This is a genomic window from Halomonas citrativorans, from assembly GCF_014898005.1.
GTDB lineage: Bacteria > Pseudomonadota > Gammaproteobacteria > Pseudomonadales > Halomonadaceae > Vreelandella > Vreelandella citrativorans.
In genome coordinates this window covers 234004-256113 of record NZ_JABUYX010000002.1, presented here as the reverse complement: position 1 = coordinate 256113, position 22110 = coordinate 234004, and the positions used below count along the sequence as shown (strand labels likewise).

Annotated in this window: 19 protein-coding genes and 1 pseudogene; 7 read left to right on the top strand and 13 right to left on the bottom strand. The window is 56.2% G+C overall.

Annotated elements, in window-relative coordinates; all coding sequences use genetic code 11:
* Positions 1–54 precede the first annotated feature (54 nt).
* Genes INT20_RS04315 through pilM form a run of 4 tightly spaced genes read right to left on the bottom strand, consistent with a single transcriptional unit; the run spans position 55 to position 2931 of the window.
* The gene (locus INT20_RS04315) at positions 55–585 is read right to left on the bottom strand and encodes a pilus assembly protein PilP (RefSeq protein ID WP_319643842.1); all 531 of its coding nucleotides are present in this window, start codon (positions 583–585) and stop codon (positions 55–57) included.
* Positions 582–1304 carry a type IV pilus inner membrane component PilO gene (locus tag INT20_RS04310; RefSeq protein WP_193056484.1) on the bottom strand — a complete coding sequence of 241 codons (723 nt, stop codon included), beginning with the start codon at positions 1302–1304 and terminating at the stop codon, positions 582–584. Before INT20_RS04310 ends, INT20_RS04315 begins: the two co-directional genes overlap by 4 nt.
* Positions 1301–1873, bottom strand: coding sequence for a PilN domain-containing protein (locus tag INT20_RS04305; RefSeq protein ID WP_193056483.1), 573 nt, complete (start codon positions 1871–1873; stop codon positions 1301–1303). The genes INT20_RS04310 and INT20_RS04305 overlap by 4 nt, the downstream gene beginning before the upstream one ends.
* Complete coding sequence (gene pilM / locus INT20_RS04300) at positions 1870–2931, bottom strand: type IV pilus assembly protein PilM (RefSeq protein ID WP_193056482.1); 1062 nt, start codon at positions 2929–2931, stop codon at positions 1870–1872. The genes INT20_RS04305 and pilM overlap by 4 nt, the downstream gene beginning before the upstream one ends.
* Positions 2932–3124: 193 nt before the next feature.
* Between pilM and INT20_RS04295 the strand changes: the two genes are divergently transcribed.
* Positions 3125–5650: a penicillin-binding protein 1A gene (locus INT20_RS04295; protein ID WP_193056481.1), complete on the top strand. Its 2526-nt coding sequence runs from the start codon at positions 3125–3127 to the stop codon at positions 5648–5650.
* Positions 5651–5755: 105 nt separating this feature from the next.
* Here INT20_RS04295 and INT20_RS04290 read toward each other — a convergent pair whose 3' ends face one another.
* The 4 genes from INT20_RS04290 to lhgO form a co-directional block, all read right to left on the bottom strand.
* A complete protein-coding gene (locus INT20_RS04290; RefSeq protein ID WP_193056480.1) occupies positions 5756–7765 on the bottom strand; it encodes a TRAP transporter permease in 2010 nt (669 codons plus the stop codon).
* Between the two features lie 34 nt (positions 7766–7799).
* Entirely contained in the window at positions 7800–8297 is a 498-nt protein-coding gene (locus tag INT20_RS04285; RefSeq protein WP_193056479.1) for a DUF1850 domain-containing protein, read from the bottom strand.
* A gap of 29 nt (positions 8298–8326) precedes the next feature.
* Positions 8327–9286, bottom strand: a complete 960-nt coding sequence (locus INT20_RS04280; RefSeq protein ID WP_193056478.1) for a TAXI family TRAP transporter solute-binding subunit — start codon at positions 9284–9286, stop codon at positions 8327–8329.
* A gap of 120 nt (positions 9287–9406) precedes the next feature.
* Positions 9407–10603 (bottom strand): L-2-hydroxyglutarate oxidase, encoded by a 1197-nt coding sequence (lhgO, locus tag INT20_RS04275; RefSeq protein WP_193055322.1) that lies wholly within the window; start codon positions 10601–10603, stop codon positions 9407–9409.
* Between the two features lie 118 nt (positions 10604–10721).
* Between lhgO and csiR the strand changes: the two genes are divergently transcribed.
* The 4 genes and pseudogenes from csiR (at position 10722) to gabT (ending at position 15346) form a co-directional block, all read left to right on the top strand.
* The gene (gene csiR, locus INT20_RS04270) at positions 10722–11411 is read left to right on the top strand and encodes a DNA-binding transcriptional regulator CsiR (RefSeq protein WP_193055321.1); all 690 of its coding nucleotides are present in this window, start codon (positions 10722–10724) and stop codon (positions 11409–11411) included.
* A gap of 145 nt (positions 11412–11556) precedes the next feature.
* Entirely contained in the window at positions 11557–12735 is a 1179-nt protein-coding gene (locus INT20_RS04265) for an acyl-CoA dehydrogenase (protein WP_193055320.1), read from the top strand.
* 39 nt (positions 12736–12774) lie between these two features.
* Positions 12775–13989 carry a CaiB/BaiF CoA transferase family protein gene (locus INT20_RS04260; protein ID WP_193055319.1) on the top strand — a complete coding sequence of 405 codons (1215 nt, stop codon included), beginning with the start codon at positions 12775–12777 and terminating at the stop codon, positions 13987–13989.
* Between the two features lie 81 nt (positions 13990–14070).
* Positions 14071–15346, top strand: a pseudogene (gene gabT, locus INT20_RS04255) (4-aminobutyrate--2-oxoglutarate transaminase).
* Positions 15347–15405: 59 nt separating this feature from the next.
* On the opposite strand, the gene INT20_RS04250 reads toward gabT, so the two are convergent.
* From INT20_RS04250 to INT20_RS04235, 4 genes are all read right to left on the bottom strand, one after another.
* Positions 15406–15657: a thiamine-binding protein gene (locus INT20_RS04250; RefSeq protein ID WP_193055317.1), complete on the bottom strand. Its 252-nt coding sequence runs from the start codon at positions 15655–15657 to the stop codon at positions 15406–15408.
* Between the two features lie 9 nt (positions 15658–15666).
* On the bottom strand, positions 15667–16494 hold the full coding sequence (locus INT20_RS04245) for an alpha/beta fold hydrolase (protein WP_193055316.1): 828 nt from the start codon (positions 16492–16494) through the stop codon (positions 15667–15669).
* 192 nt (positions 16495–16686) lie between these two features.
* A complete protein-coding gene (dinB, locus tag INT20_RS04240; RefSeq protein ID WP_193055315.1) occupies positions 16687–17733 on the bottom strand; it encodes a DNA polymerase IV in 1047 nt (348 codons plus the stop codon).
* Positions 17734–17786: 53 nt separating this feature from the next.
* Positions 17787–19268 carry a protein adenylyltransferase SelO gene (locus INT20_RS04235; RefSeq protein WP_193055314.1) on the bottom strand — a complete coding sequence of 494 codons (1482 nt, stop codon included), beginning with the start codon at positions 19266–19268 and terminating at the stop codon, positions 17787–17789.
* A gap of 52 nt (positions 19269–19320) precedes the next feature.
* On the opposite strand from INT20_RS04235, the gene INT20_RS04230 reads away from it, so the two are divergent.
* Positions 19321–19932, top strand: coding sequence for a DNA-3-methyladenine glycosylase (locus INT20_RS04230; RefSeq protein ID WP_193055313.1), 612 nt, complete (start codon positions 19321–19323; stop codon positions 19930–19932).
* On the opposite strand, the gene INT20_RS04225 is transcribed toward INT20_RS04230, so the two are convergent.
* A complete protein-coding gene (locus INT20_RS04225; protein WP_193055426.1) occupies positions 19866–20768 on the bottom strand; it encodes an NAD-dependent protein deacetylase in 903 nt (300 codons plus the stop codon). The two genes, INT20_RS04230 and INT20_RS04225, sit on opposite strands and share 67 nt — an antisense overlap.
* A 155-nt stretch (positions 20769–20923) precedes the next feature.
* Here INT20_RS04225 and INT20_RS04220 point away from each other — a divergent pair, with 155 nt between their 5' ends.
* The gene (locus INT20_RS04220; protein WP_193055312.1) at positions 20924–22096 is read left to right on the top strand and encodes a UbiH/UbiF/VisC/COQ6 family ubiquinone biosynthesis hydroxylase; all 1173 of its coding nucleotides are present in this window, start codon (positions 20924–20926) and stop codon (positions 22094–22096) included.
* Positions 22097–22110: the final 14 nt, after the last annotated feature.

Below are 22110 nucleotides of genomic sequence, written 5' to 3'. Positions count from 1 at the left end.
CTCCGATAAGAAAAAAAGAGGCTTTCGGTAAGCTCACCGAGTTGCCTGGGTTGATCATGGCGGCGATGTCAGCGAAAGGAGAACCTGCTGCTCTTGCCACCCCTGCTGAGTAGTAATGCGCTCGGTAATACGGACTTTGTGCGCCTCAATATGCGTGATACGCCCGCCATTGCTGCCCGCATGGTCTCCCGCACGGGCACTGGTTACATGCCCATCTGGCGTTTCTATCAACGCGACATGGCGCTTTCCCATAACCAGCGTGCCCACCAGGCGAAGCTCCGAAATAGAGAAACGCTCAAGCGGCTCGGGGGTTCGCTGTGCGTCAGGCACCAGCGGGGCATCCTGGTTTACGTCAGCTATCTGCAAAGGCGACTGCACTGCTTGAAAAGGACTGCGCGTGTCTGAGTAGCCATACGCCTCTACGGGATATACAACCAGTGGCTCAATACGCGAAGCGGAGGGAGTGCCTGGGGTTTGGCGAATCCTTGAGAGCGTGTCATCCAGTTGATCAAGCTCAGGCCCATGACAACCAGAAAGCAAAACGACGCTGACCAGGCAGCTCATCACGCGGGCAAGCCACTTCACTGATCTTCCTCCCGCCGATTTAAGCTATTTTCGCCGCCACCCTTTTCGCCTTCAGCCTCTTCGCTTTCATCCTGGCTGACAGCATCAGCGTCGCTATAGGCCTTAGCCACAAACGACAGAGACAATCTGCTCGCAGCTTGATCAATCGGCGCAAGCGTAATGTCATGCTGCGTGACAAGGTGTTCCAACCGACTAATATCAGTAACAAACTGCGCCAACTGGTGATAATCGCCTACTACCTGAATATCAATAGGATGTTCTGACACTTGGCTAACGACAGGACGCAGATAAATATCATCGATGGTGAGCTGGTTCTCATCAGCAGCGTCTCTAATGCTATCCCGTAACGCTGGAAGCGCCGCCTGGAGTGTTAACAGGGCACGCATCCGAGTCATTTGCTCCTCCAGGCCAGCCAGTTGGGTACGCGCACCGTTCAGCAAACCAGCGGCGTGAACACTGCTGCGGTAATCGCTTAACAGCCTTATCTCTTGTTGCTGTGCCTGTGCCAGCGACGCACGATGCTCACTCACCAGCCATGCGCAGGTCACCACTAACGCCATTAGAAACACCATCCCGCCGCTCAGCACTTTTAATAACCTGGGCCATGCGCCTGCATCACGTAGATCAAGCGTCTGCCAGTCAAGCGCACGCAAACGCTGCCACTCTTGCTGCCACACCTTTCCCCATCGCAGCAGGTATAGCGGCGCCCCTGATTTCATGGCGATACTCCAGAATCGACCAAAGAAACGCTCGGCTGAGTGAGGGTTACTTCAAAATGGAAGGTTCTCCCACTGCCCTGCGGATCACTGACCATTTCGGAGAGTACCGGAATATCAAACCCCGGCATTTCAGCAAGACGACGTAACTGCTCGGTTATCTGACGCTCATCTTCTGCGGCCGCGGATACGCTTAGCCGATTATGGCGCTGTTCAAGGTGCTGAAAGACCACGCCCTCGCCAAGACTTGCGGCAAGGTCGTTAAACAGCTGAGCCGTCTGTGTTCGCTGTTGAAGCAGGCGCTGGAAGCGGGTTAACTGCTGGCGCAGCTGTTCTCCCTGCAGAACAGTGCGTTCAGCTTCACTAATTTCATGTGTATAACGCTCTATATGAGCAGCGATATACGCATTGCGCTGCTCCTGAGCGCCCAGCATCCTCTGATAGACATGCGAAACCCCACTACCCAGCGCGATACCGGCGATCAGTAACAACAGCATGACCGTATAAAAGCGTCGCGTGTGCTGTTCTCGGCGCTCTTCCCGCCAGGCCAGCAGGTTGATCGTAATGCTCATAAAGGTGCCCGCATCGCAAGGCCGCTTGCGGTCAGCAAGCCGGGGAGATTCAGAGTAAGCGCCTGCCTATCCACGCGTTTGTTGACCGGCATCGTCTGCAACGGATTTAGCGGCGTCACCGGTAACTGACAAGTATCAGCCATAAAGGTCGCTAACCCCGGCAGCGCATTTATATCACCGGCTAGCACGATATGACCCACAGGCGATTGGCGGCTGGTGGCGATATAAAGCTGCAAGGCTCGCGCAATGCTTTGTGCGAATGCACCCAGAAAAGGTTTCAGGACCACGTCCTGAAAATCATCTGGCAAGCCGCCATGCTGACGAGCCCACAAGGCATCTTCTCGACTGAGCGCGTATCGCTCTTGAGTCGCGGCGGTTAACGGTTCGCTGCCCTGCAGGTTTTCGCGAACGTAAACGGTGCGTGCATTATGAAAAACGCGAAACGTACTTGTCTGCGCCCCGATATCGACCAACGCAACGCTTGCGGCAGGGTCAGACGCCGCTGATAGCGGAGGGCGCAGCGCAGCAAAGGCACGTTCAATCGCAAAGGTTTCGATATCCACCGCAACGGGTTCCAGTCCTGCACGCACCAAGGGTTCTGTCAGTTGCCAAACATCCTGTTGACGACAAGCCACCAACATTACTTGTTGTAAATGCGCAGCCAAGGGAGCAGGCCCCATGCATGCAAAATCAAACGCCACGTCATTGAACGGAAAAGGCAGATGACGGTCTGATTCGATCATCAAACGCTCCTCGATTTCCTGCTCGTTCAACTCAGCAGCAAACGTGAGCATTTTAGTAATCGCCATGCAGGCAGGAAGTGCTACCACGGCATTACGCGTAGAGGGCTTGGCGTGGTCAATGGCACGTTTTAAACTATCTGTGACGTAATTAATGTCCTGAATACGCCGTTCAGCCACTGCACCGTCACGAAGTGAGCAAACCGCATGGCTTTCCACTTGGTAGGTGTCGTGACTCTTTTTAAGCTCCAACAGTTTGATGGCGGTCGATGTAATATCGATGCCGATCAATCCCTTACTGGCTTTAAACAGGCGCATTATGAGTTTATTCCTGCCATCTGATATGCCCAAGAAGTAGTGGCATAACGCGCTAGTCAGGTAACGCGCCGTTATATTTACGGCATATCAACACTGGTGGCCGCTGCCTCGCCTTCCTATAATGGCAGCCAATTGCGCGATACGGCCGCTTGGATGCCGATCCTATTCTCCTTTTCATGGGTGCCCTCTGTTCATGACGTTTTTGCGAACCCTCATTCTGTCGCTGTTCTTTCTTATCGTGTCGTTAGTCGGGGCCGCCGTATTAGCCATGGTGGGAGCGGCTATCTATTTTTCGCCTGGCTTACCTGATGTTCGTCAGTTGCAAGACTTCGAGCTTCACTCACCTCTGCGAATTTTCACCAATGACGGTAAGTTAATCGGTGAGTTTGGTGAGGAACGGCGCATCGTCGTTGATTTCGACGAAATACCTCAGAACATGGTCAACGCTCTGGTGGCCGCCGAGGACACCAATTACTTTGAGCACTCGGGGGTTGACCCTCGAGGGCTTGCCCGTGCCGCAGTAGAGCTGGCCCGAAGTGGCAGTATTCAATCAGGCGGCTCCACCATCAGCATGCAGGTCGCGCGTAACTACATGCTGACGCTTGACCAAACCTTTACTCGTAAGCTGCGTGAAATTCTGCTGGCTCTGCAGATGGAAAAACTGCTCAGCAAGCATGAGATATTCGAACTTTACGTTAACAAAATTTTCTTAGGAAATCGAGCATATGGCATTGCAGCCGCTGCCGATACCTATTACGACAAGCCGCTTTCCGAACTGACGCTTGCAGAAACGGCCATGATTGCCGGGTTGCCTAAAGCGCCTTCCGCGTTTAACCCGCTGGCCAACTCCGAGCGCTCACTGATTCGTCGCAACTGGATTCTGTTCCGTATGCGCGAGCTGGGCTTTATTGATGACACCACTTATCAGGCTGCCGTACAGGAGCCGGTTACTGCACGTCGCCACTTCACCCAAACCGAAGTAGATGCTTCTTACGTGGCAGAAATGGCGCGTCAATATGCGATTGAGCGCTTTGGCGATGCGGCGTACACCGGCGGCTACCGCATTTATACGACGCTGGACAGTGAGCTTCAGCCGTTTGCCCGCGAGGCCCTGGCAACTGGCCTGCTTGAGTATGATTTACGCCACGGCTGGCGGGGTGCTGAACAGCACGATATCGCCCCCAGTCTGGTTGAAGCCCAAGAGCGTACGGCAACCCAAGGATTGGAAGAAGAGCTTGCCGAGTCGCCTGAAATTCGTCAGACAGCCCGCCAGGCCGCCGAGCGTAGCCAAACGGAAATCGCCGGTGTTGAAGGCGATGTTAGTAACTGGCTGCAAGTACTTGAGCGTACCCCCGAGTATGGCCTGTTAAAACCCGCCATCGTCGTGGAAAGCGGTGGTCGTGAAATGCAGGTACTTACCCGTGGCGGCGAGCTGAAAACCATTAACTGGGACGGCCTAAGCTGGGCACGTACCTATAACAGCCCACGCAGTCGTGGTGCTGAGCCAAGCTCTGCCGACCAGATTGCCGTACGCGGTGACCTGGTTCGCATTCTCGAAACCCAGGATGGCACCGTACGCCTTTCTCAGCGGCCAGATGCAGAAGGCTCTCTCGTTGCTCAGGACCCACGTACCGGCGCGATTCTCACCTTGCAGGGCGGGTTTGATTTTAACGCCAGCAAGTTTAATCGCGCGGTTCAGGCACAGCGCCAGTCGGGTTCTATTTTCAAGCCCTTCATTTACCTTGCGGCACTTGAAGATGGCGAAATGAACGCTTCCACCGTGATCAATGACGCGCCTGTTGTATTGGATGACGGCAGTAACTCGCTCTGGCGCCCTGTTAACTCCAGCCGTGACTTCGCAGGGCCAATGCGCTTACGCCCGGCGCTTGCTCGTTCGCGCAACCTGGTCACTATTCGCGTTCTACAGGCGATGGGGCTTGATCATACGATCAACTATCTGGAAGGTTTTGGCTTCGCGCCAGGCCGCCTGCCTCATGGCCTCTCTTTGGCCTTGGGCAGCGCAAGCCTAACGCCTATGGAAATGACCAACGCCTACTCCGTGATTGCCAATGGCGGCTTTCAAGTGGCGCCGTGGTTTATTGAACGTGTAACTCGCAATGATGATCATGAGCTCATTGATGAAGCGACACCCCAGGTGGCTTGCCCCAGCTGTGCAGAGGGTCAGGAAACCGTTGAGATTGATGGCCGTGAATACCCGGTTGCCAAACGCGTTGCCAACGCAGCGGCCACCTACATTCTGCGCGATATGCTGCGTGATGTTATTACCTCGGGTACTGGCCGTGGGGCACTGAGCCTTAACCGTGAAGATATCGTCGGTAAAACCGGCACCACCAACAGCCAGCGTGACGCATGGTTTGCAGGCTTTAACACCGACCTGGTGACAACCGTTTGGGTGGGCAAAGACAGCAACGAAACCATTGCCGAGTATGGCGCCAACGCTGCACTGCCTATTTGGAACGCCTTTATGGGCAAGGCGCTTGAAGGCACACCCTCCGCCGTGCCTGAGCGTCCTGATACGGTGGTGACTGCGCGGGTAGACCCTAACTCAGGCCGACGCTTACATGACAATCAGCCGGGAGGCATCAGCGAGTTCTTCCACCGCGACCACTTGCCCGCCTACCAGCCGCGCGGGATTAGCCGAGAGCTGGAAGAGGCCAGCGGCTCACAAGGCTCGGGCACAGCAGAGTCCATCTTCTAAGCAAGCCTGAAGCCATGTAACCGCTAAGGCAAGAAACGCAAAAGCCCGGAAACCTAATGGTCTCCGGGCTTTTTTTACATCCAGCTTTCGCCATCGTTTTAAGCGCTATGCAATACTCGGCGCTTCATGCTTACTGGCTCGCCAATTTGTACCAATCGCAACGATCATGACGGCAACACCGGCAATCTCGGTGATCAGGCTAGGGTAGAAAACCCCTACGATAGCGGCGCCAATGGCAAGGCGCGACAACCAGCCCATACGGGTAAACAAATATCCTTCAAGGGCGGCGGCAAAGGCGCACAGGGCAAAAATAGCAATAACGGCATTCCAGATCACCACCGGCACCGGGCCGCCGACAATAATCTCCGGATTGAACACCATAAACAACGGAATGAGATAAAGCCCTTTGGCAAACTTCCACGCCTGAAAGCCGGTTTCCATCGGTTTACTGCCCGCGATTGCAGCCCCGGCAAACCCTGCCAAGGCGATGGGCGGCGTCACGTTAGAGTCCTGGGAGTACCAGAATACTACCAGGTGAGCGACCAGTAGCGGCACGCCAAACTCCGCCGTTAGCGCCGGGCCCACCAGAACAATCAGCACGATATAGCTTGCGGTAACCGGCAGGCCCATACCCAGAATCAGGCTTGCCAACAACACCATGACCAGGGCAAGCACCAGATTGCCGCCCGAGAAAGCGAGCATCATGGAGGAGAACTTAAGCCCAAGGCCGGTTAACCCAACTACACCCACGATAATGCCTGCCACCGCACACGCCATGGAAACCGCCACGGCATTGCGTGCGCCCAGTTCAAGGCCCTGCACCAGCTTCACCAGGCCGATCCAAACCACCTCTTGGGTCCGCCTGACTGTCACCGGCTGGCCTTGGCCAGGCGCGACAAAGAAGTACCATAACGCGTAACGTAAAACCGCCACGGCAATCATGGTAATTACCGCGTAGTAGCCGACCCGCATGGGCGAAAGGTTCATTACCAGTAGCCACACCAGCACGGCCAGCGGCAGCAGAAAATGCCAACCATCCTTCATGACCTGGCGCATTTTCGGCAGCTCGCTTCTCGGCATGCCCTGCATTCCCTGTTTAAGGGCAATAATATGTACAAACAGATACACCGTCGCGAAGTACATGATCGCCGGTAAAATACTGACTTTGACAATATCCAGGTACGGCGTATTGGTGTACTCGGCTATCAAAAAGGCGCCTGCGCCCATCAGCGGCGGCATAATTTGCCCACCAGTGGAGGCAGCGGCTTCAATTCCTCCCGCCTGCCTAGGCTGATAGCCCAGTTTTTTCATCAGCGGGATAGTAAACGCGCCCGTGGTGACCACGTTGGCAATCGCGCTACCCGAGATAGACCCCATGCCCGCCGACGCCAGCACAGCCGCCTTCGCCGGGCCGCCGCGCTGGCGCCCTGTGGCTGCGTAGGCCATATCAATAAAGAATTTTCCCGCCCCGGTGCTCTCTAAAAACGCCCCAAACAGCACAAATATAAAAATGTAGGTCGCGGCAACCCCTAACGGCAAACCAAAGATACCTTCCTGACCCAAGTATAGCTGGCCTGCTACTCGGTCCAGAGAATAGCCGCGATGATTTAAAATACCGGGCAGCCACTCGCCAAGCCAAGGCAGCTCACCGCGTGGCCCGGCAAAGGCGTATATGATGGCCAGCACGCCAATAATCGTCATCCCGAAGCCCACGGCACGACGGCTGGCTTCCAGTACCGTGACCGTCGCAATGCAGGCCACCAGAATATCGGTTTCACTCCAGAAACCCGCACGATTGATAATCTCGTCTAAAAACAGCACAAGATAGCCGCCGGTAATCAGCGCGCCCGCTAAAAAGACAAGATCAATTCCCCAGCCAAGTACACCTCGCTTACGGTTCGGCCCAAAAACCGGGAACATTAAAAACGCTAACAGCATAATCAGCGCTAGGTGGATACCGCGCTGGTAAAACAGCCCCAACGGCTGAATACCGGCGGAGTAGAGCTGAAACAGGGAAAGCCCGACAGCCACGATGGTGATACACCGCAGTACCAGGCGGGGTTGAATCGCATTACCGCCCGGCATTAATACCGGCGGTGGAGTGGATTCGTTCATGAAGTCCTCGGAAGTGTTGTCTCGCTTGTTTCTTTTAGAAGCGCTCTGGCTCACCCAGTTGGATGATGACTCGCTGCCCTGCCGCTTGCTCGCTCAGGCTAATGTCAGGGTGCTCGCCATCGGGCCACACCACTTGATGATTGACCGCATTAGCACCGACTCGAAGTACATACCGGTTATTGATGACAGGCTCATTAATCGCATTGATCCAGTAGCCGCCCTGGCCATCAGACACTTGCTCGCCTCGACCCACAATGTGCCCAAGTCCTGCGGCAAAGTCGGGCTGGTGGCTGCGCTCAAGCTGCATGACACCGCTGGCGTTGCGATAGCAATCCAGCACCGTGAAGTGTTCGACCGAATGCTGCCACTGAATGCACCAGCGCACGCCTTCAGGAGCGGCTTCCTCCAACAGCGTTTCGCCATCTTCAGTGGTAACCGTAAGGTACGCAGACGCCGAGGCGGGGGAAGCCCCAGCCTCGGCAAACGGTAAGCAGACCAACAGGAGCGCCATCAGTTTTTGTTGCCACTGCATGACGAATGCTCCGTTAGATGAAGGCGTCGTTACGGACGCAAACGGTCCGGAATTTCGACATCCATTTCCTCAAAATAGCGAATTGCGCCCGGGTGCAGCGGCACGGGCGTTGAATTCATGGTGAACTCAATCGTGGTGTCGTTGGCGGCGGGGTGGACGGCAATCAGCTCATCGGTATGCTCAAACAGCAGTTGGGTCAGCTGGTAGGCAAGCTCTTCATCCATATCGGCGTTAACCACCAGGACATTGGGAATGCCGATAGTCTGAACGGCTTCGCCCATGCCGTCGTACATGCCAGCGGCAAGCTCATAGGGAGCAAACACCGCTTCCTCTTCCTGCGCGTTGGCAATTTCTTCATCGGACAGGTTGATCAAGCGAATGTCGCGAGTGGCGGCCAGGTTAAGAATTGAGCTGGTAGGCGGGCCTACGCTCCAGAAACCGGCATCAATATCGCCATCGCGGATGGCATCGGCCGTTTCGTTGAAATTGAGCCGCTGGGGAGTGAAGTCTTCGTAGCTAATGCCGTTGGATTCCAGTACGGCGCGGGCGTTAAGCTCGGTGCCGCTACCCGGTGCGCCAACCGAAACTCGCTTGCCCGCCAGGTCATTGATGCTTTGAATATCGGATTCGGCAAGCGTCACCAACTGCACCGCATTGGGGTAGAGGGATGCCAGCGCCCGAGTGTTTTCCACCTGACGCCCTTCAAAATCGTCGGTGCCGGTATAGGCTTGGTACACCGTGTCGGCCAGTGCGGTGGCAAGATCGGCGTCGCCGCGCATGATGAGCCCCATATTTTCAACCGAGGCGCCGGTCACTTCCGCCGTCGCTTGAGCACCTTCAATATGGTTATTGATCATTTCAGCCAGGCCGCCGCCAATAGGGTAGTAAACGCCCCCGGTACCGCCAGTGGCGATAGAAAGCTGTTGGGCGCTGGCGGGCAGTGCTATGGCGAGCAGGGATGCTGCGGCTGCATATTTTAGTGTTTGCATGCGAGTTGCCTCCGTCCGGCTTGGACTTATAAGTATGCGTGACGATCAGAATATTTATTGTGCTTGCCGCTGCATTCGCAGCGGCGGCCACGTGACGTTAGCACGGCTGTTGCGTTGATGTTAATGGGACAATAGTGCCACGACCTGCTGAGTAATATGCGCCCCAATAGGAAGCGCTGACGTTGCCGCTGGCGAAGGAGCATTGCCTACGTTCACCGTCCGCCGTGTATTGACGAATAAAAAGTCATCGACCAACTTACCGTCACGGGATACGGCCTGGGCGCGAACGCCTGCGGGGTAAGGTTGAAGGTCATCAATAGTGATATCAGGGCAATATTTGCGGACCAGCTCCAGGTAGCCACGCTTATAGAACGAGTTTTTCATCTCCCCGATTCCTGGCTTAAGGTGCTTGCCCAATACCTTTAAAATACCGGGATGGGACAACATCTGAGCTATATCGCGTAGCGACATATCCTGTTTTCGATAGCCTTCACGCTTTAACGCTAGTACCGCGTTGGGGCCAACCGTTACCCGGCCATCGATCATTCGGGTTAAATGCACGCCCAAAAACGGCATGCCCGGGTCTGGAATAGGGTAAATCAAGTGGTTAACGATATGATTATGCTGCTCGGGCAGTAAATAGTACTCCCCCCGGAACGGGCAGATGGTAAAGCCTGGTTTCTGACCCAGCATGCGGATCACCCGGTCAGCCATTAACCCGGCACAGGTCACCAGGTAGCGGCTGCTCAACGTATCGTTGGAGGTGGAGACCACCACCTCGGCACGGCGCTCTTCCAACCCTTTCACCTCAACGCCATAGCGAATTTTCCCGCCAAGGCGCTCAAATTCAGCGGCCATGGCGCGAGTCACCTGGGCATAGTCGACAATGCCGCTTGAAGGGACGTAAATAGCGGCCTCGCCACGGATATTCGGCTCACGCTCTTTAAGCGCCTCCGCGCTAAGCCACTCACGCTCCAGACCATTGGCCGCAGTACGTTCCCAAAGCGCTTGCATGCGCTGGATTTCAAGGGCATCGGTGGCTACCAGCAGCTTGCCGCAAATGACGTAATCGACCCCATGCTGATCACAAAACGCCCGCGTTGCTCGGTTGCCCTCAAGACAAAACCGCGCCTTCAAACTGCCCGGTGTGTAGTACACCCCGGCATGAATAACACCGCTGTTATGGCCGGATTGGTGCTGAGCGGGGCCGTGCTCTTTTTCAAGCACCAGCAGACGCTTATCAGGGTAGGTCTGCTGCAGTTGCATTGCGGTAGACATCCCAAGGATTCCGCCGCCAATAATGATGAAATCCCACATCAATCACGCCTCTTATGCCAAAGTGTTAATTTTTAGTAATAATAGCCGCTATTCTTATATCTTCGCCGGTTTGCCACCCTTTCACCAGCGAGCCGACGTTATAGCAATGGAGATTGCCATGGAGCCAGATGCGCCACGTCAAAATTTAGCGATTAACGCTTACCGCACGCTCAAGCACGACATTATCCGAGGCCGCTATGCGCCTGAAGAGAAGCTCCTTATGAGCCGCTTAAAGGAGCATTACGGCGTTAGCACCGGGCCGCTACGGGAGGCGCTTTCGCAACTGGTAGCCGACCGCCTGGTCGTGGCTATTAGCCAGCGGGGATACCGCGTAGCGCCCATGTCACTTGCTGAGCTTAATGATATTTATGACGCACGTGCCCAGCTGGAAGGGCTTATTTTGCGCCTGGCCATCGAGCGGGGCGACGATGAGTGGGAAGCCTCGGTGGTAGCCACGGCACACCGGCTTTCCAGGGTAACCGATATCAGCTCGCCCGATGAACTACTTGATGGCTGGGATACACGTCACAAGGAGTTCCATACCGCGATTGCCAGCGGCTGCAACTCCCCTCACCTGCTGCAAATGCGCCACACTCTGTTTGATCAGGTGGAACGTTACCGCCACTTGTGGCTACAGGAAACCGTTATGTCACCCACCGCACTAGCGCAAAAGCGCCAAGAGCACGCTGCCCTTGTTGAGGTTATTTTGGCCCGCAATGCTGAGCAGGCTGACACGTTAATGCGCGACCACTTGATGACGCCAGTCCCCATCATTACGCAAGTGCTTAAGGCTCGCGGCATCCAATAAATTCTTCATTTCAAAAAAATGTAGATATTTTTAAATAACGGCGATAAATTGGAATAGCTTTCAAAGTAGATCGCTGGATCGGCGTGGGCGCCTGGATGTGTCGACGCGAACCTGCTTCCCTCAAGAATCCTCAGGAGACTACGTAATGACACATTTCAATTGGGACGACCCGCTATTGCTGGAGCACCAGCTCACCGAGGAAGAGCGCCAGATTCGTGATGCCGCCCACGACTACTGCCAAAACAACCTACAGCCCCGTGTATTAAGTGCATTTCGTGAAGAGCGCTTTGACCGCGAGATCATGACGGAGATGGGAGAACTGGGCCTGCTGGGCGCGACCGTTTCCCCGGAGTACGGCGGCGCAGGCGTTAACCACGTTGCGTACGGCTTGATAGCCCGAGAAGTGGAGCGTGTCGATTCCGGCTACCGTTCGGCCATGAGCGTACAGTCGTCGCTGGTGATGTATCCCATTGAAGCGTATGGCTCAAAAGAGCAAAAACAAAAGTACCTGCCCAGGCTTGCCAGCGGTGAAATGGTCGGCTGTTTTGGCCTTACCGAACCCGACCACGGCTCTGATCCAGGCGGGATGATTACCCGCGCGGAAAAAGTCGACGGCGGCTATCGGTTAACCGGCGCCAAAATGTGGATTACCAACAGCCCGATTGCCGATATTGCCGTGGTATGGGCCAAGTCGGCGGCCCACGACAACCAGATCAAGGGCTTTATCGTTGAACGTGGCACAGAAGGCTTCTCCACCCCCAAAATTGAAGGCAAGGTGTCACTTCGCGCCTCGATTACCGGTGAAATCGTACTGGATGGCGCCTTTGTCCCTGAAGAGAACCTGCTGCCTAACGTCAGCGGCCTTAAAGGGCCTTTTGGCTGTTTGAACAAAGCGCGTTATGGCATTGCATGGGGTGTAATGGGCACCGCTGAATTCTGCTGGCATGCCGCCCGCCAGTACACCCTGGACCGCAAGCAGTTTAATCGCCCGCTGGCGGCTAACCAGTTGATCCAGAAAAAGCTGGCCGATATGCAAACGGAAATCACTCTGGGCCTTCAGTCCGCGCTTCAGGTGGGTCGCCTGATGGATAGCGGCAACTGGGCGCCGGAAATGATTTCGCTGATCAAACGCAACAACTGCGGCAAGGCGCTGGATATTGCGCGCATGTCGCGAGATATGCACGGCGGTAACGGCGTTTCCGACGAGTATGGGGTAATTCGCCATATGGTGAACCTGGAGTCGGTGAATACCTATGAAGGTACCCACGATGTTCACGCATTGATTCTTGGCCGCTCTCAAACCGGCATTCAGGCATTTTTCTAAGCTGCCGCGCACAAACCACAACAGGCCACAGGAATCATCATGAGCAACGTAACCAAACCGCTGGCGGGCATTAAGGTACTCGATATTTCTCGCGTACTGGCCGGGCCCTGGTGTGGCCAAATGCTCGCGGACTTGGGGGCCGATGTAGTGAAGGTCGAGCGCCCAGGCAGCGGTGACGACACGCGCCACTGGGGGCCTCCCTGGCTTGAAGACACCGCAGAATCAGCCTATTACCTGTGCGCCAACCGGGGAAAACGCTCGGTAACGATTGATATGGCCAGGCCAGAGGGTCAGGCGCTGATCAAGCAGCTCGTCGCTCAGTCAGATGTGCTGCTTGAGAACTTTAAAGTCGGCGGCCTGAAGAAATACGGCCTGGATTACGCCAGCCTAAAAGAACTTAACCCGGCGCTGATCTACTGCTCAATTACCGGTTTTGGCCAGCAAAGCCCCTACGCCCACCGCGCAGGCTACGACTTTATGATTCAAGCCATGGGCGGCATCATGAGTTTGACCGGCAAACCCGACAGTGAACTCGGTGGCGGCCCGGTGAAGAGCGGCGTGGCGTTTACCGATATTTTTACTGGCCTGTACGCCGCCAACGCTGTGCTGGCAGCGCTTTATCAACGCCGTGACAGCGGCGTCGGCTGCCATATTGATATGGCGCTGATGGATGTCCAGGTAGGCGTGCTGGCCAACCAAGCGCTTAACTACTTAACCTCCGGCAACGTGCCTCAACGCTTGGGCAATGCGCACCCTAACATCGTGCCCTATCAAGCGTTTGCGACCGCGGATGGACACATCATTGTGGCCGTAGGCAATGACGCACAGTTTGCGCGCTTTTGTGAGGTGCTCTCGCTAAGCGATCTGCCGCTCGATGAGCGTTTCGCCACCAACGGTGCCCGAGTTAACCACCGTGAAACACTCGTTCCCCTACTCGAAGCGGCCCTTGCTCAGCGAACCATGGATACATGGCTAACCGCCTTTGAAGCAGCAGGCGTGCCCAGCGGCCCCATCAATACGCTGGACCGCGTATTTGATGACCCGCATGTAAAAGCGCGCGGCTTAAAACAGACCCTGCCCCACTCACAGTCGGGCCAGGTGGACCTGGTGGCTAACCCTATTCGCGTCAATGGTCACTCCATGAGCGCCAGCACAGCACCGCCAGGCTTGGGTGAGCATACTGAACGTGTGTTAAAAGACATCGGCATTAGCCCGGCCCAACAACAGGCACTGCGTGAGGCAGGTATTATTTGATTGCTCGGCGTATACGGTGTTTACGCCTATTAATTACGCACTATGCTGAAAGCCTATCCCTTATTAGATAGGAGTTGAGCCATGAGCAATGCTGAGCTAAACGAACTAAAGCGGAAATACGTTGCCAACGGCGCAGCGAGCCCTGCCACAGCGTTTGCCGACCATGCCGAAAACGCTGAAGTGTGGGATGCTGATGGCAACCGATTTATCGATTTTGCTGGCGGAATCGGCGTCCTGAACATCGGCCACCGCCACCCTAAAGTGGTTGCCGCGGTGAAGGCACAGCTCGACAAGGTAGTGCATACCTGCCAAACGGTCATGCCCTATGAAGGCTACGTTCGTGTAGCCGAAAAACTTAGCCACCTGGTACCGGTTCGTGGCCATGCCAAGGTAATGCTGGCCAACTCCGGCGCCGAAGCGCTGGAAAATGCCGTCAAGATTGCCCGCGCAGCGACCGGACGCGCTAACGTCATCTGCTTTGATGGCGGCTACCACGGCCGCACCTTCTTCACCATGGCGATGAACGGCAAAGTAGCGCCCTATCAAACCGACTTTGGCCCCATGCCAGGCACCGTATTTCGGGCGCCCTACCCGGTCGATTATCACGGTGTTAGTGAAGATGAAGCCCTTCGCGGCCTGATGATGGCGCTTAAAACCGACGCGGGCCCGTCCAATACCGCCGCCATCATCCTGGAGCCCGTGCTTGGCGAAGGCGGCTTTTACCCGGCACCGGCCTCGTTCCTCAAAAAGATCCGCGACATCTGTGATGAGCACGGCATTCTGATGATTATTGACGAGGTGCAGTCTGGCTTCGGGCGCACAGGCAAGATGTTCGCCATTGAGCACAGCGGTGTTGAGCCCGACATCATGACCATGGCCAAAAGCATGGCCGACGGCATGCCCGGTTTCAGCCGTGGTAGGTACCGATACAATAATGGACGCCTCAGGCCCCAACTCATTGGGTGGTACCTACACAGGCAGCCCAACCGCCTGCGCTGCCGCACTTGCCGTTATGGAAGTGTTTGAGAAAGAGAACATCCTGGAGAAAAGCCAAGCCCTCGGCGATAAGCTGGCCAAGCATTTTAATCAGTGGCAGGCACGTTACGAAAGCGTCGCTAATGTTCGTCACATGGGCGCTATGGCCGCCTTTGAACTCGTCGCTGATAAAACTACCCGAGCACCCAATGCAGAGCTTGCCAGCGCATTATGCAAGAAGGCCCGCGAAGAGGGTTTGATTCTGCTTTCCTGCGGGATGTACGGCAACACCATCCGCTTTTTAATGCCCATTACCATCGAAGACGACGTTTTGAACGAAGGGCTGGATATTATCGAGTCATGCCTGGAATCGCTGGTTTAGAGCGACCACGTGTCGAAAACAAACGCGCCGCTCAAATTGAGCGGCGTTTCGTCGCCAAATCAATCACGGGGTCGTCGATCGCCCTCCAGGAAATTGGCCGTAAATACCGCTTTGCCGTAGGTCTCAAACGACCATTTCATCACATCGCTCAAGGCTGCCATCACCGCATCGAACTCACCAAATATCTGAGTGCTCATGCGGTTGGGATACACCTCTAGCCCCGTCGCCTCAAGGCGCTTGACCACGTCTTTTACCAGCGGTTTAACATCATTGCCCAGCGGGTAGTAACTAAGCTGCACAGAAAGATACATAACGCCTCCTTACGCTGTGTGTGGTGGCCTACCCGCTGCACTCGAAAAGCGCTGCCAAGCGGCCAGAATGGCTAACCGTGTTTCGTCGGGGTGCTCCATCGGAAACATATGGGTTCCTGGCGTGTCGCTCACGGTTAAGCCTTTCCGCTTCAAACGTTTGATACGAGCTGCGGTAAGCAAATCCGACTCCTGACCGGCAATAATCGCCAGCGGCACGCCTACCCGGCTCGGCAAGCGCGAAAGGTGGTCCGGCAAGTGGCGAAAAATCTCCACCTCGACACGCGGATCAAACGTCAATTCTGCGCTGCCATCCTCTAAAAGCCGGGTACCTGCTTCAATGTAGTCGTTAAGCGCTGCCGGGGTAAAGCGGCTAAAGAGGCCGCGCTGGCTCAAGGATTTAGCCATCACCTCGCGGCTTGGCCATACGCTGCGCCGGCCTTGGGTCTTACCTGCAGGTGTGATGCGATCTATAAAACCAAAACGCTTGGCCACTTTCATGGCCCAGGCATCGGCTCCCAACATCAACGGCGGGTCGAGCAGGATCACCCCGCAAAAACGCTCGGGCTGCTTGTCGGCCGCCATGGCCATCAGCGTGCCGCCCAGCGAATGCCCCACGCCTAGCAGGGGTGCTTCGGTATCCGGCAGATAGCTTAATAGCTCATCCACCAGGTTGGCCCAATTGTGGTTCACCGGGTAGTCCGGATGATGCCCTAGCCGATCCACGGGGTGGATCTCAAAGGTATCGGCCAAGGGTTCGAGCAGACTTTTATAGCTTAGCCCAGGAAACCCATTGGCATGGGCAAACATCAAATGAGGCCGTGCGGGGGTTGTTGTCATAAAAAAACTCTTGGGCCTTTAACGCCGCCGTTATGGTCGCCAGTGCACGTGGCAATACCGTTTTCATTTAATCTTTCTCATACAAGCGTTTTCATATAAGTATTTTCATACAACCGTTTTAACGTGCGGACTAAAGAGCGTCAATCGACATAAGGTTTAACAGGCTAACAAAATATCGGTAGGCGCTGATTTCTAAAACAGAGAGAGCTGCTCGGCCGGGGCGGCTTCTGCCAAGCGATACCCCACCCCCAGCAGGCGCACCGGGCGCTCGCCGCGTGCCCAACCAACGTTCAACAGCGTTTCGAACTGCTCAAGGTTGGGCGCGGGGTCGGCATGCTCCACCGTGGTTTGGGTAAAATCGTTAAACTTCACCTTGACCATTAACCCTCTTACCCCAGGCGGTGGGTCCAGGCGGGCATAGCGGCGCTCTAAATCTTCTAACAGCACGGGGAGTTGTTGGCGGCACGCCGCAAGCGTGGGCAGGTCCTTGGCATAGGTCTGCTCGGTACTTACCGATTTACGCTCACGATGGGTTTTAACCGGCCGCTCGTCATGGCCGAGGCTTAACTCGTGCAGGCGTTTACCAAAGCGGCCAAACTGTTCCACCAGCTCAGTAAGTGGGCGAGCGCGCAGGTCAGCGCAGGTATGGATATCCAGCCGCGCCATCTTTTCAGCGGTGCGTGGGCCCACTCCATGAATCTTTTTCACCGGCAGCGCCTGAACAAAGTGCTCCACTTCATCAGGCGTAATCACACACAGGCCGTCCGGTTTATTCCAGTCGCTGGCGATTTTGGCGAGGAACTTGTTGGGCGCCACTCCCGCCGACACGGTGATGCCTACCTCCCGCCGAACCCGCTCGCGGATCGCCTGCGCCATGCGCGTGGCGCTGCCTTGGTGCAGCGTCACCTCGGAGACATCCAAAAACGCCTCGTCCAACGACAACGGTTCGATTAAATCGGTCACCTCGCGATAAATCGCAAAGACCTGGCGCGCCACTTCCTTGTACTTGGCCATATCGCCACGGATAAGCGTTAAATGTGGGCAGCGTTTCAGTGCCTGAGCCATCGGCATGGCGGAATGAATGCCGTATTCGCGGGCGGGATAATTGCAGGTTGCGACCACCCCGCGCTGCTCGACGCTCCCCCCAATGGCAATGGGAATATCCTTGAGCGCCGGGTTGTCGCGCATTTCTACCGCCGCGTAAAAGCAGTCACAGTCGCAGTGGATAATTTTGCGCACTGGCCACCCTTCTCACCTGTAAAAAAACACAGTTTATCACAGGTTTTTCCTGTTCAGGTTCCGCAGAACGTTCTCAATACTTGTTCGCTGCTGGTGGCGGGAACGGCTAGGCGGCGCGCTTCCGGTGAATCCTCGAAGGGCTTAGTCACCGCTGCAAGCAAGGTATGAAAAGGTGCGTAGTCGCCCTCGTAAGCGGCATTAATGACCTCCTGAACGCGGTGATTACGCGGAATAACGACCGGATTGGCGTGCCGCATCGCTTCCCAACGCGCTGCATCCTGATGGGCAACACATTCGGCCTGCCAGGCTTCTATCCACGCGCCCAAGGCGTCAGGCTGAGTGGTTAACGCAAGCACGGCATCATGGGTTTGGGCACCCGGTGAGGCGGCGTACTGGGTCAGCGCGTCAAAGGTTGCCGTCATATCCATCTTGCCTTGGGCCATTTGGATTTCAAGCGACGCCATCAGCGTATTGGCTTGCTCGCTATCAGACGAAAGCCCTAGCTTATCCGCCTGACGCTTGCGCTGCTCATCGGCATGTATATCGGTAAAACGATGAATGGCTTGCGTTGCCTGCTCCACCGCCTCATCGCCCTGCGCCTGCATTAGCGGCAGTAACGTTTCCGCTAGGCGGGCCAGGTTCCATTGGGCAATCGCGGGCTGATTGCCAAAGGCGTAGCGGCCTGCCTCGTCAATAGAGCTAAACACCTTTTGCGGATCAAACTGCTCCATAAAGGCACAGGGGCCGTAATCAATGGTCTCCCCGGTGATGCTGGTGTTATCAGTATTCATCACACCGTGGATAAAACCTACGCTCATCCAGTGCGCCACCAGCGCGGCCTGGCGGGCAACAACCGCCTCCAGCAGCGCCAGGTAAGGATCATCGGCCTGGGCCGCGTCTGGGTAGTGGCGCTCAATCGCGTAATCTGCCAGGGCTTTTAGGGTCTGTTCATTACGCAGCACCGCAGCAAACTGAAAGGTGCCAACGCGCACGTGGCTGCGAGCCACTCGGGTAAAAACAGCCCCTGGCTCAGGTAGTTGGCGTCTAACCACCTCTCCGCTGGCTACCGCTGCCAGCGCCCGCGTAGTGGGTACGCCAATCGCCGCCATAAATTCACTGACCAGGTACTCACGCAGCACAGGCCCCAAGGGCGAGCGGCCATCACCGCCGCGTGAAAAAGGAGTTCGCCCGCTGCCCTTCAGCTGTATATCCCACCGCTGACCCTGCTCGTCTACCACTTCGCCCAGCAAAAGTGCCCGGCCATCCCCCAACTGAGAGACAAAATTACCAAACTGGTGGCCCGCATAGCCAAGCGCAATAGGGTCCGCGCCCGGGGGCAGCGTATTGCCGCTAAACCACTGCGCCAGCGTGGCGTTATCAGGTACCTCACTCGCCCCTAGGGTTTGAGCAAGGGAGTGATTAAAGGCAATTAAGCTGGGCGCTTTTACCGGCGTGGGCTGGCACGCCATCCACAGCGGCTCAGGTAGTGTTTTGTAAAAATGCTCAAACGTCAGCACAGTCACCTCCTCTATCATTGGGCGTTATCTCCTAATACCCTAGCAGTTCACTTAAGCAGGCGGTGAGATAATGTCATCTCTTCATGGGCTACCTTTGCCTCCGGTGTCACGCGACTTCTATCAACGCGATACCGTCGCCGTCGCCAACGACCTGTTAGGTTGCTGGTTAGTGCGTGTCATAGACGGCGTTCAGATGGCGGCGCGTATTGTCGAAACAGAAGCTTATTGCGGCGCCCACGACTCAGCCTGCCATGCCCACCGTGGATTAACGCCTCGCACGGCGGCGATGTTCGGCCAGCCCGGTCACGCCTACGTGTACTTGGTGTATGGCATGCACTGGCTGCTTAATATCGTCACCGAACCTGAAGGGTCGCCTTGTGCAGTGCTGATCCGCGCTGTTGAACCCGTGCTTAACGAACACGCCATGCGCGAGCGGCGCAGTATACCGGGCAGGCAATTATGTAACGGGCCCGGCAAACTCACCCGGGCACTTGGCGTGGATAAAGCACTTTACGGCCACGATATGACACGCGCCGAGCAGTTGTGGGTATGTGCAGGCAGCCACTCGACGCCCATTGCCAGCGGTCCGCGTGTCGGCATCGACTACGCCGAGCCTCATGACCGTGATGCGCCCTGGCGGTTTTGGCTGGAAGGCAACCCGTGGGTATCCAAAGCGCGCTGACCCAGCGTCAACCGCTTAACGGCATGGGTTAATACCGGCGTTAATGGGGCGCGCCATTGATGGCTGAGTAGCGTATCTGCCCGGGTAACACCCAGCGACAGCGAGGCAATGGGCAAGCCCATGGAATGAGCATCACGACAGAAGCGGTAGCCCGAAAACACCATTAACGAAGTGCCTACGGCCAGCACCGCATCCGCCTTGTTCAAGCCTGCCTGCGCCGCTTGGCGACGCTCTGCAGGCACCACATCGCCATAATAAACCACGTCCGGCTTTAAAATACCGCCGCAACGCGGGCAATCAAGCACGCGAAACGTACTGAAATCGGTTTCCAGGTCAGCGTCGCCATCCGGCGCGTGGGTGGCATTAAGTACCGCAAAGGCAGGGTTCATGCGGGCCATTTCGCTATGCATGGCGTGGCGCATCATCTGGTAATGGCAAGTCATGCACTTCACCAGATCCGCCCGGCCGTGCAGGTCGATGACACGCTTTGAACCTGCCCGCTGATGAAGGCGGTCAACGTTCTGCGTTACCAAAAGCTCTACAAACCCCATCGCCTCCAGCGCTGCCAACGCCTGGTGAGCGCCACTTATTTGGGCTTCGCGGAGTGCTTTGAATCCGACCAGCGCACGCGCCCAATAGCGCTGACGCACGCTGAGCGATGCCATAAAGTCACCATGCTGAACAGGAGGTGGCCGTTTCCACTGTCCGTTAGCATCGCGGTAGTCGGGAATACCGCTATCGGTACTGACACCTGCGCCGGTAATTACCCACAATCTGGGGTGCTGTTCGATAAAGCGAGCAAGTTCAACCCCCGCTTGGGCCACACTTTTTTCCATTTCCACGGCCTGCGTCAATTGATGCCCTAGGCAAGTTTCCCCTATCTCGACGATACTGTAGGACATTATGGGCACATGCAACGTACCTGGTCTTAACGTACCTGGTCTCAGCGTACTGAGCAGCGATGCCTGACCATGCATTGAAGGAGCGCCTCATGCAGAGCGATCACGATATTATTATTGTTGGCGGCGGTATGGTGGGAGCCGCGCTGGCGGCCCGGTTGGGTAACGCGGGCTACGCTATCGGACTGATCGAGCGAGGTGCCACGCCTACCCCCATGAGCGGCGATTATGACCTGCGTATTTCATCGTTAAACGCCCGCTCGCTGGCGTTTGTTAAGCTTAGCGGTACAGAACTGCCCCAGGAACGCTGCTGCCCCTTCCGCCATATCGATGTCTCCAACCTGGACGGCACTGGGCATAGCGTGTTCTCTGCCAGTGATAGCGGCATGGACGATTTTGGCCTGTTTATTGAAAACCGAACGCTTCAGTACGCCCTTTGGCAGCGCCTTAAAGAGCTGCCCAGCGTTACCTGTTATACCCACTGCGCGCCTATCAATACGCTGATTGCTGGCGACAAACGGGTGGTCGAACTGGATAACGGCAAGATGCTGAGCGCGCGCCTGGTGGTCGGTGCCGACGGCGCGCGTTCAACGCTACGCCAGCTAGCGGGCATCGAGGTTACTAGCCATAACTACCATCAGCGGGCGCTGATTGTGAACGTGGAAACAGCGCTTCCTCAGCAGGATGTGAGTTGGCAATACTTTACGCCGACCGGGCCCATCGCCATGCTGCCGCTACCCGGCCATCGGGCATCGTTAGTATGGTACGACCATGATGAGACGACCAAAGCCCGCGAAGCGCTGGATGACGACGCGCTTAAAGCGGCGATTGAAAACGCGTACCCCAAGCGGCTGGGCAAACTGACCCGCATTGTCGCTCGCGCCAGCTTCCCGATTAAACGCCAGCACGCCCGCCGCTATATCGGCAAGCGCTTGGCGTTAATTGGCGATGCTGCCCATGTGGTTCATCCGCTGGCAGGCCAAGGGTTAAATATTGGCCTGCACGATGCCGATACATTGGCCGAGATGGTTATTAAAGGCCGCGACCCGGGCGACCACATTAACCTGCACCGTTTCGAGTGCCAGCGCCGCGTGGCAAACCAGGCCATGATCGCCGCGACCGACAGCTTCCACCACCTGTTCACCGGTGCCAAACCGCTGCGCCAGTTGGGTGATCTAAGCCTGCATTTGGCCGAACGCTTCCCACTCGCCAAGCGCATGATGATGCAACAGGCCAATGGGTTGAATCCGTTTAAGAAGGGATAGATTTATTTCATAAC

Coding starts and splice junctions, on each gene's coding strand:
- INT20_RS04310 (WP_193056484.1), bottom strand. CDS start 1,304: ATGAAATCAGGGGCGCCGCTATACCTGCTGCGATGGGGAAAGGTGTGG.
- INT20_RS04305 (WP_193056483.1), bottom strand. CDS start 1,873: ATGAGCATTACGATCAACCTGCTGGCCTGGCGGGAAGAGCGCCGAGAA.
- pilM (WP_193056482.1), bottom strand. CDS start 2,931: ATGCGCCTGTTTAAAGCCAGTAAGGGATTGATCGGCATCGATATTACA.
- INT20_RS04295 (WP_193056481.1), top strand. CDS start 3,125: ATGACGTTTTTGCGAACCCTCATTCTGTCGCTGTTCTTTCTTATCGTG.
- INT20_RS04290 (WP_193056480.1), bottom strand. CDS start 7,765: ATGAACGAATCCACTCCACCGCCGGTATTAATGCCGGGCGGTAATGCG.
- INT20_RS04285 (WP_193056479.1), bottom strand. CDS start 8,297: ATGCAGTGGCAACAAAAACTGATGGCGCTCCTGTTGGTCTGCTTACCG.
- INT20_RS04280 (WP_193056478.1), bottom strand. CDS start 9,286: ATGCAAACACTAAAATATGCAGCCGCAGCATCCCTGCTCGCCATAGCA.
- lhgO (WP_193055322.1), bottom strand. CDS start 10,603: ATGTGGGATTTCATCATTATTGGCGGCGGAATCCTTGGGATGTCTACC.
- csiR (WP_193055321.1), top strand. CDS start 10,722: ATGGAGCCAGATGCGCCACGTCAAAATTTAGCGATTAACGCTTACCGC.
- INT20_RS04265 (WP_193055320.1), top strand. CDS start 11,557: ATGACACATTTCAATTGGGACGACCCGCTATTGCTGGAGCACCAGCTC.
- INT20_RS04260 (WP_193055319.1), top strand. CDS start 12,775: ATGAGCAACGTAACCAAACCGCTGGCGGGCATTAAGGTACTCGATATT.
- INT20_RS04250 (WP_193055317.1), bottom strand. CDS start 15,657: ATGTATCTTTCTGTGCAGCTTAGTTACTACCCGCTGGGCAATGATGTT.
- INT20_RS04245 (WP_193055316.1), bottom strand. CDS start 16,494: ATGACAACAACCCCCGCACGGCCTCATTTGATGTTTGCCCATGCCAAT.
- INT20_RS04235 (WP_193055314.1), bottom strand. CDS start 19,268: ATGATAGAGGAGGTGACTGTGCTGACGTTTGAGCATTTTTACAAAACA.
- INT20_RS04230 (WP_193055313.1), top strand. CDS start 19,321: ATGTCATCTCTTCATGGGCTACCTTTGCCTCCGGTGTCACGCGACTTC.
- INT20_RS04225 (WP_193055426.1), bottom strand. CDS start 20,768: ATGGAAAAAAGTGTGGCCCAAGCGGGGGTTGAACTTGCTCGCTTTATC.
- INT20_RS04220 (WP_193055312.1), top strand. CDS start 20,924: ATGCAGAGCGATCACGATATTATTATTGTTGGCGGCGGTATGGTGGGA.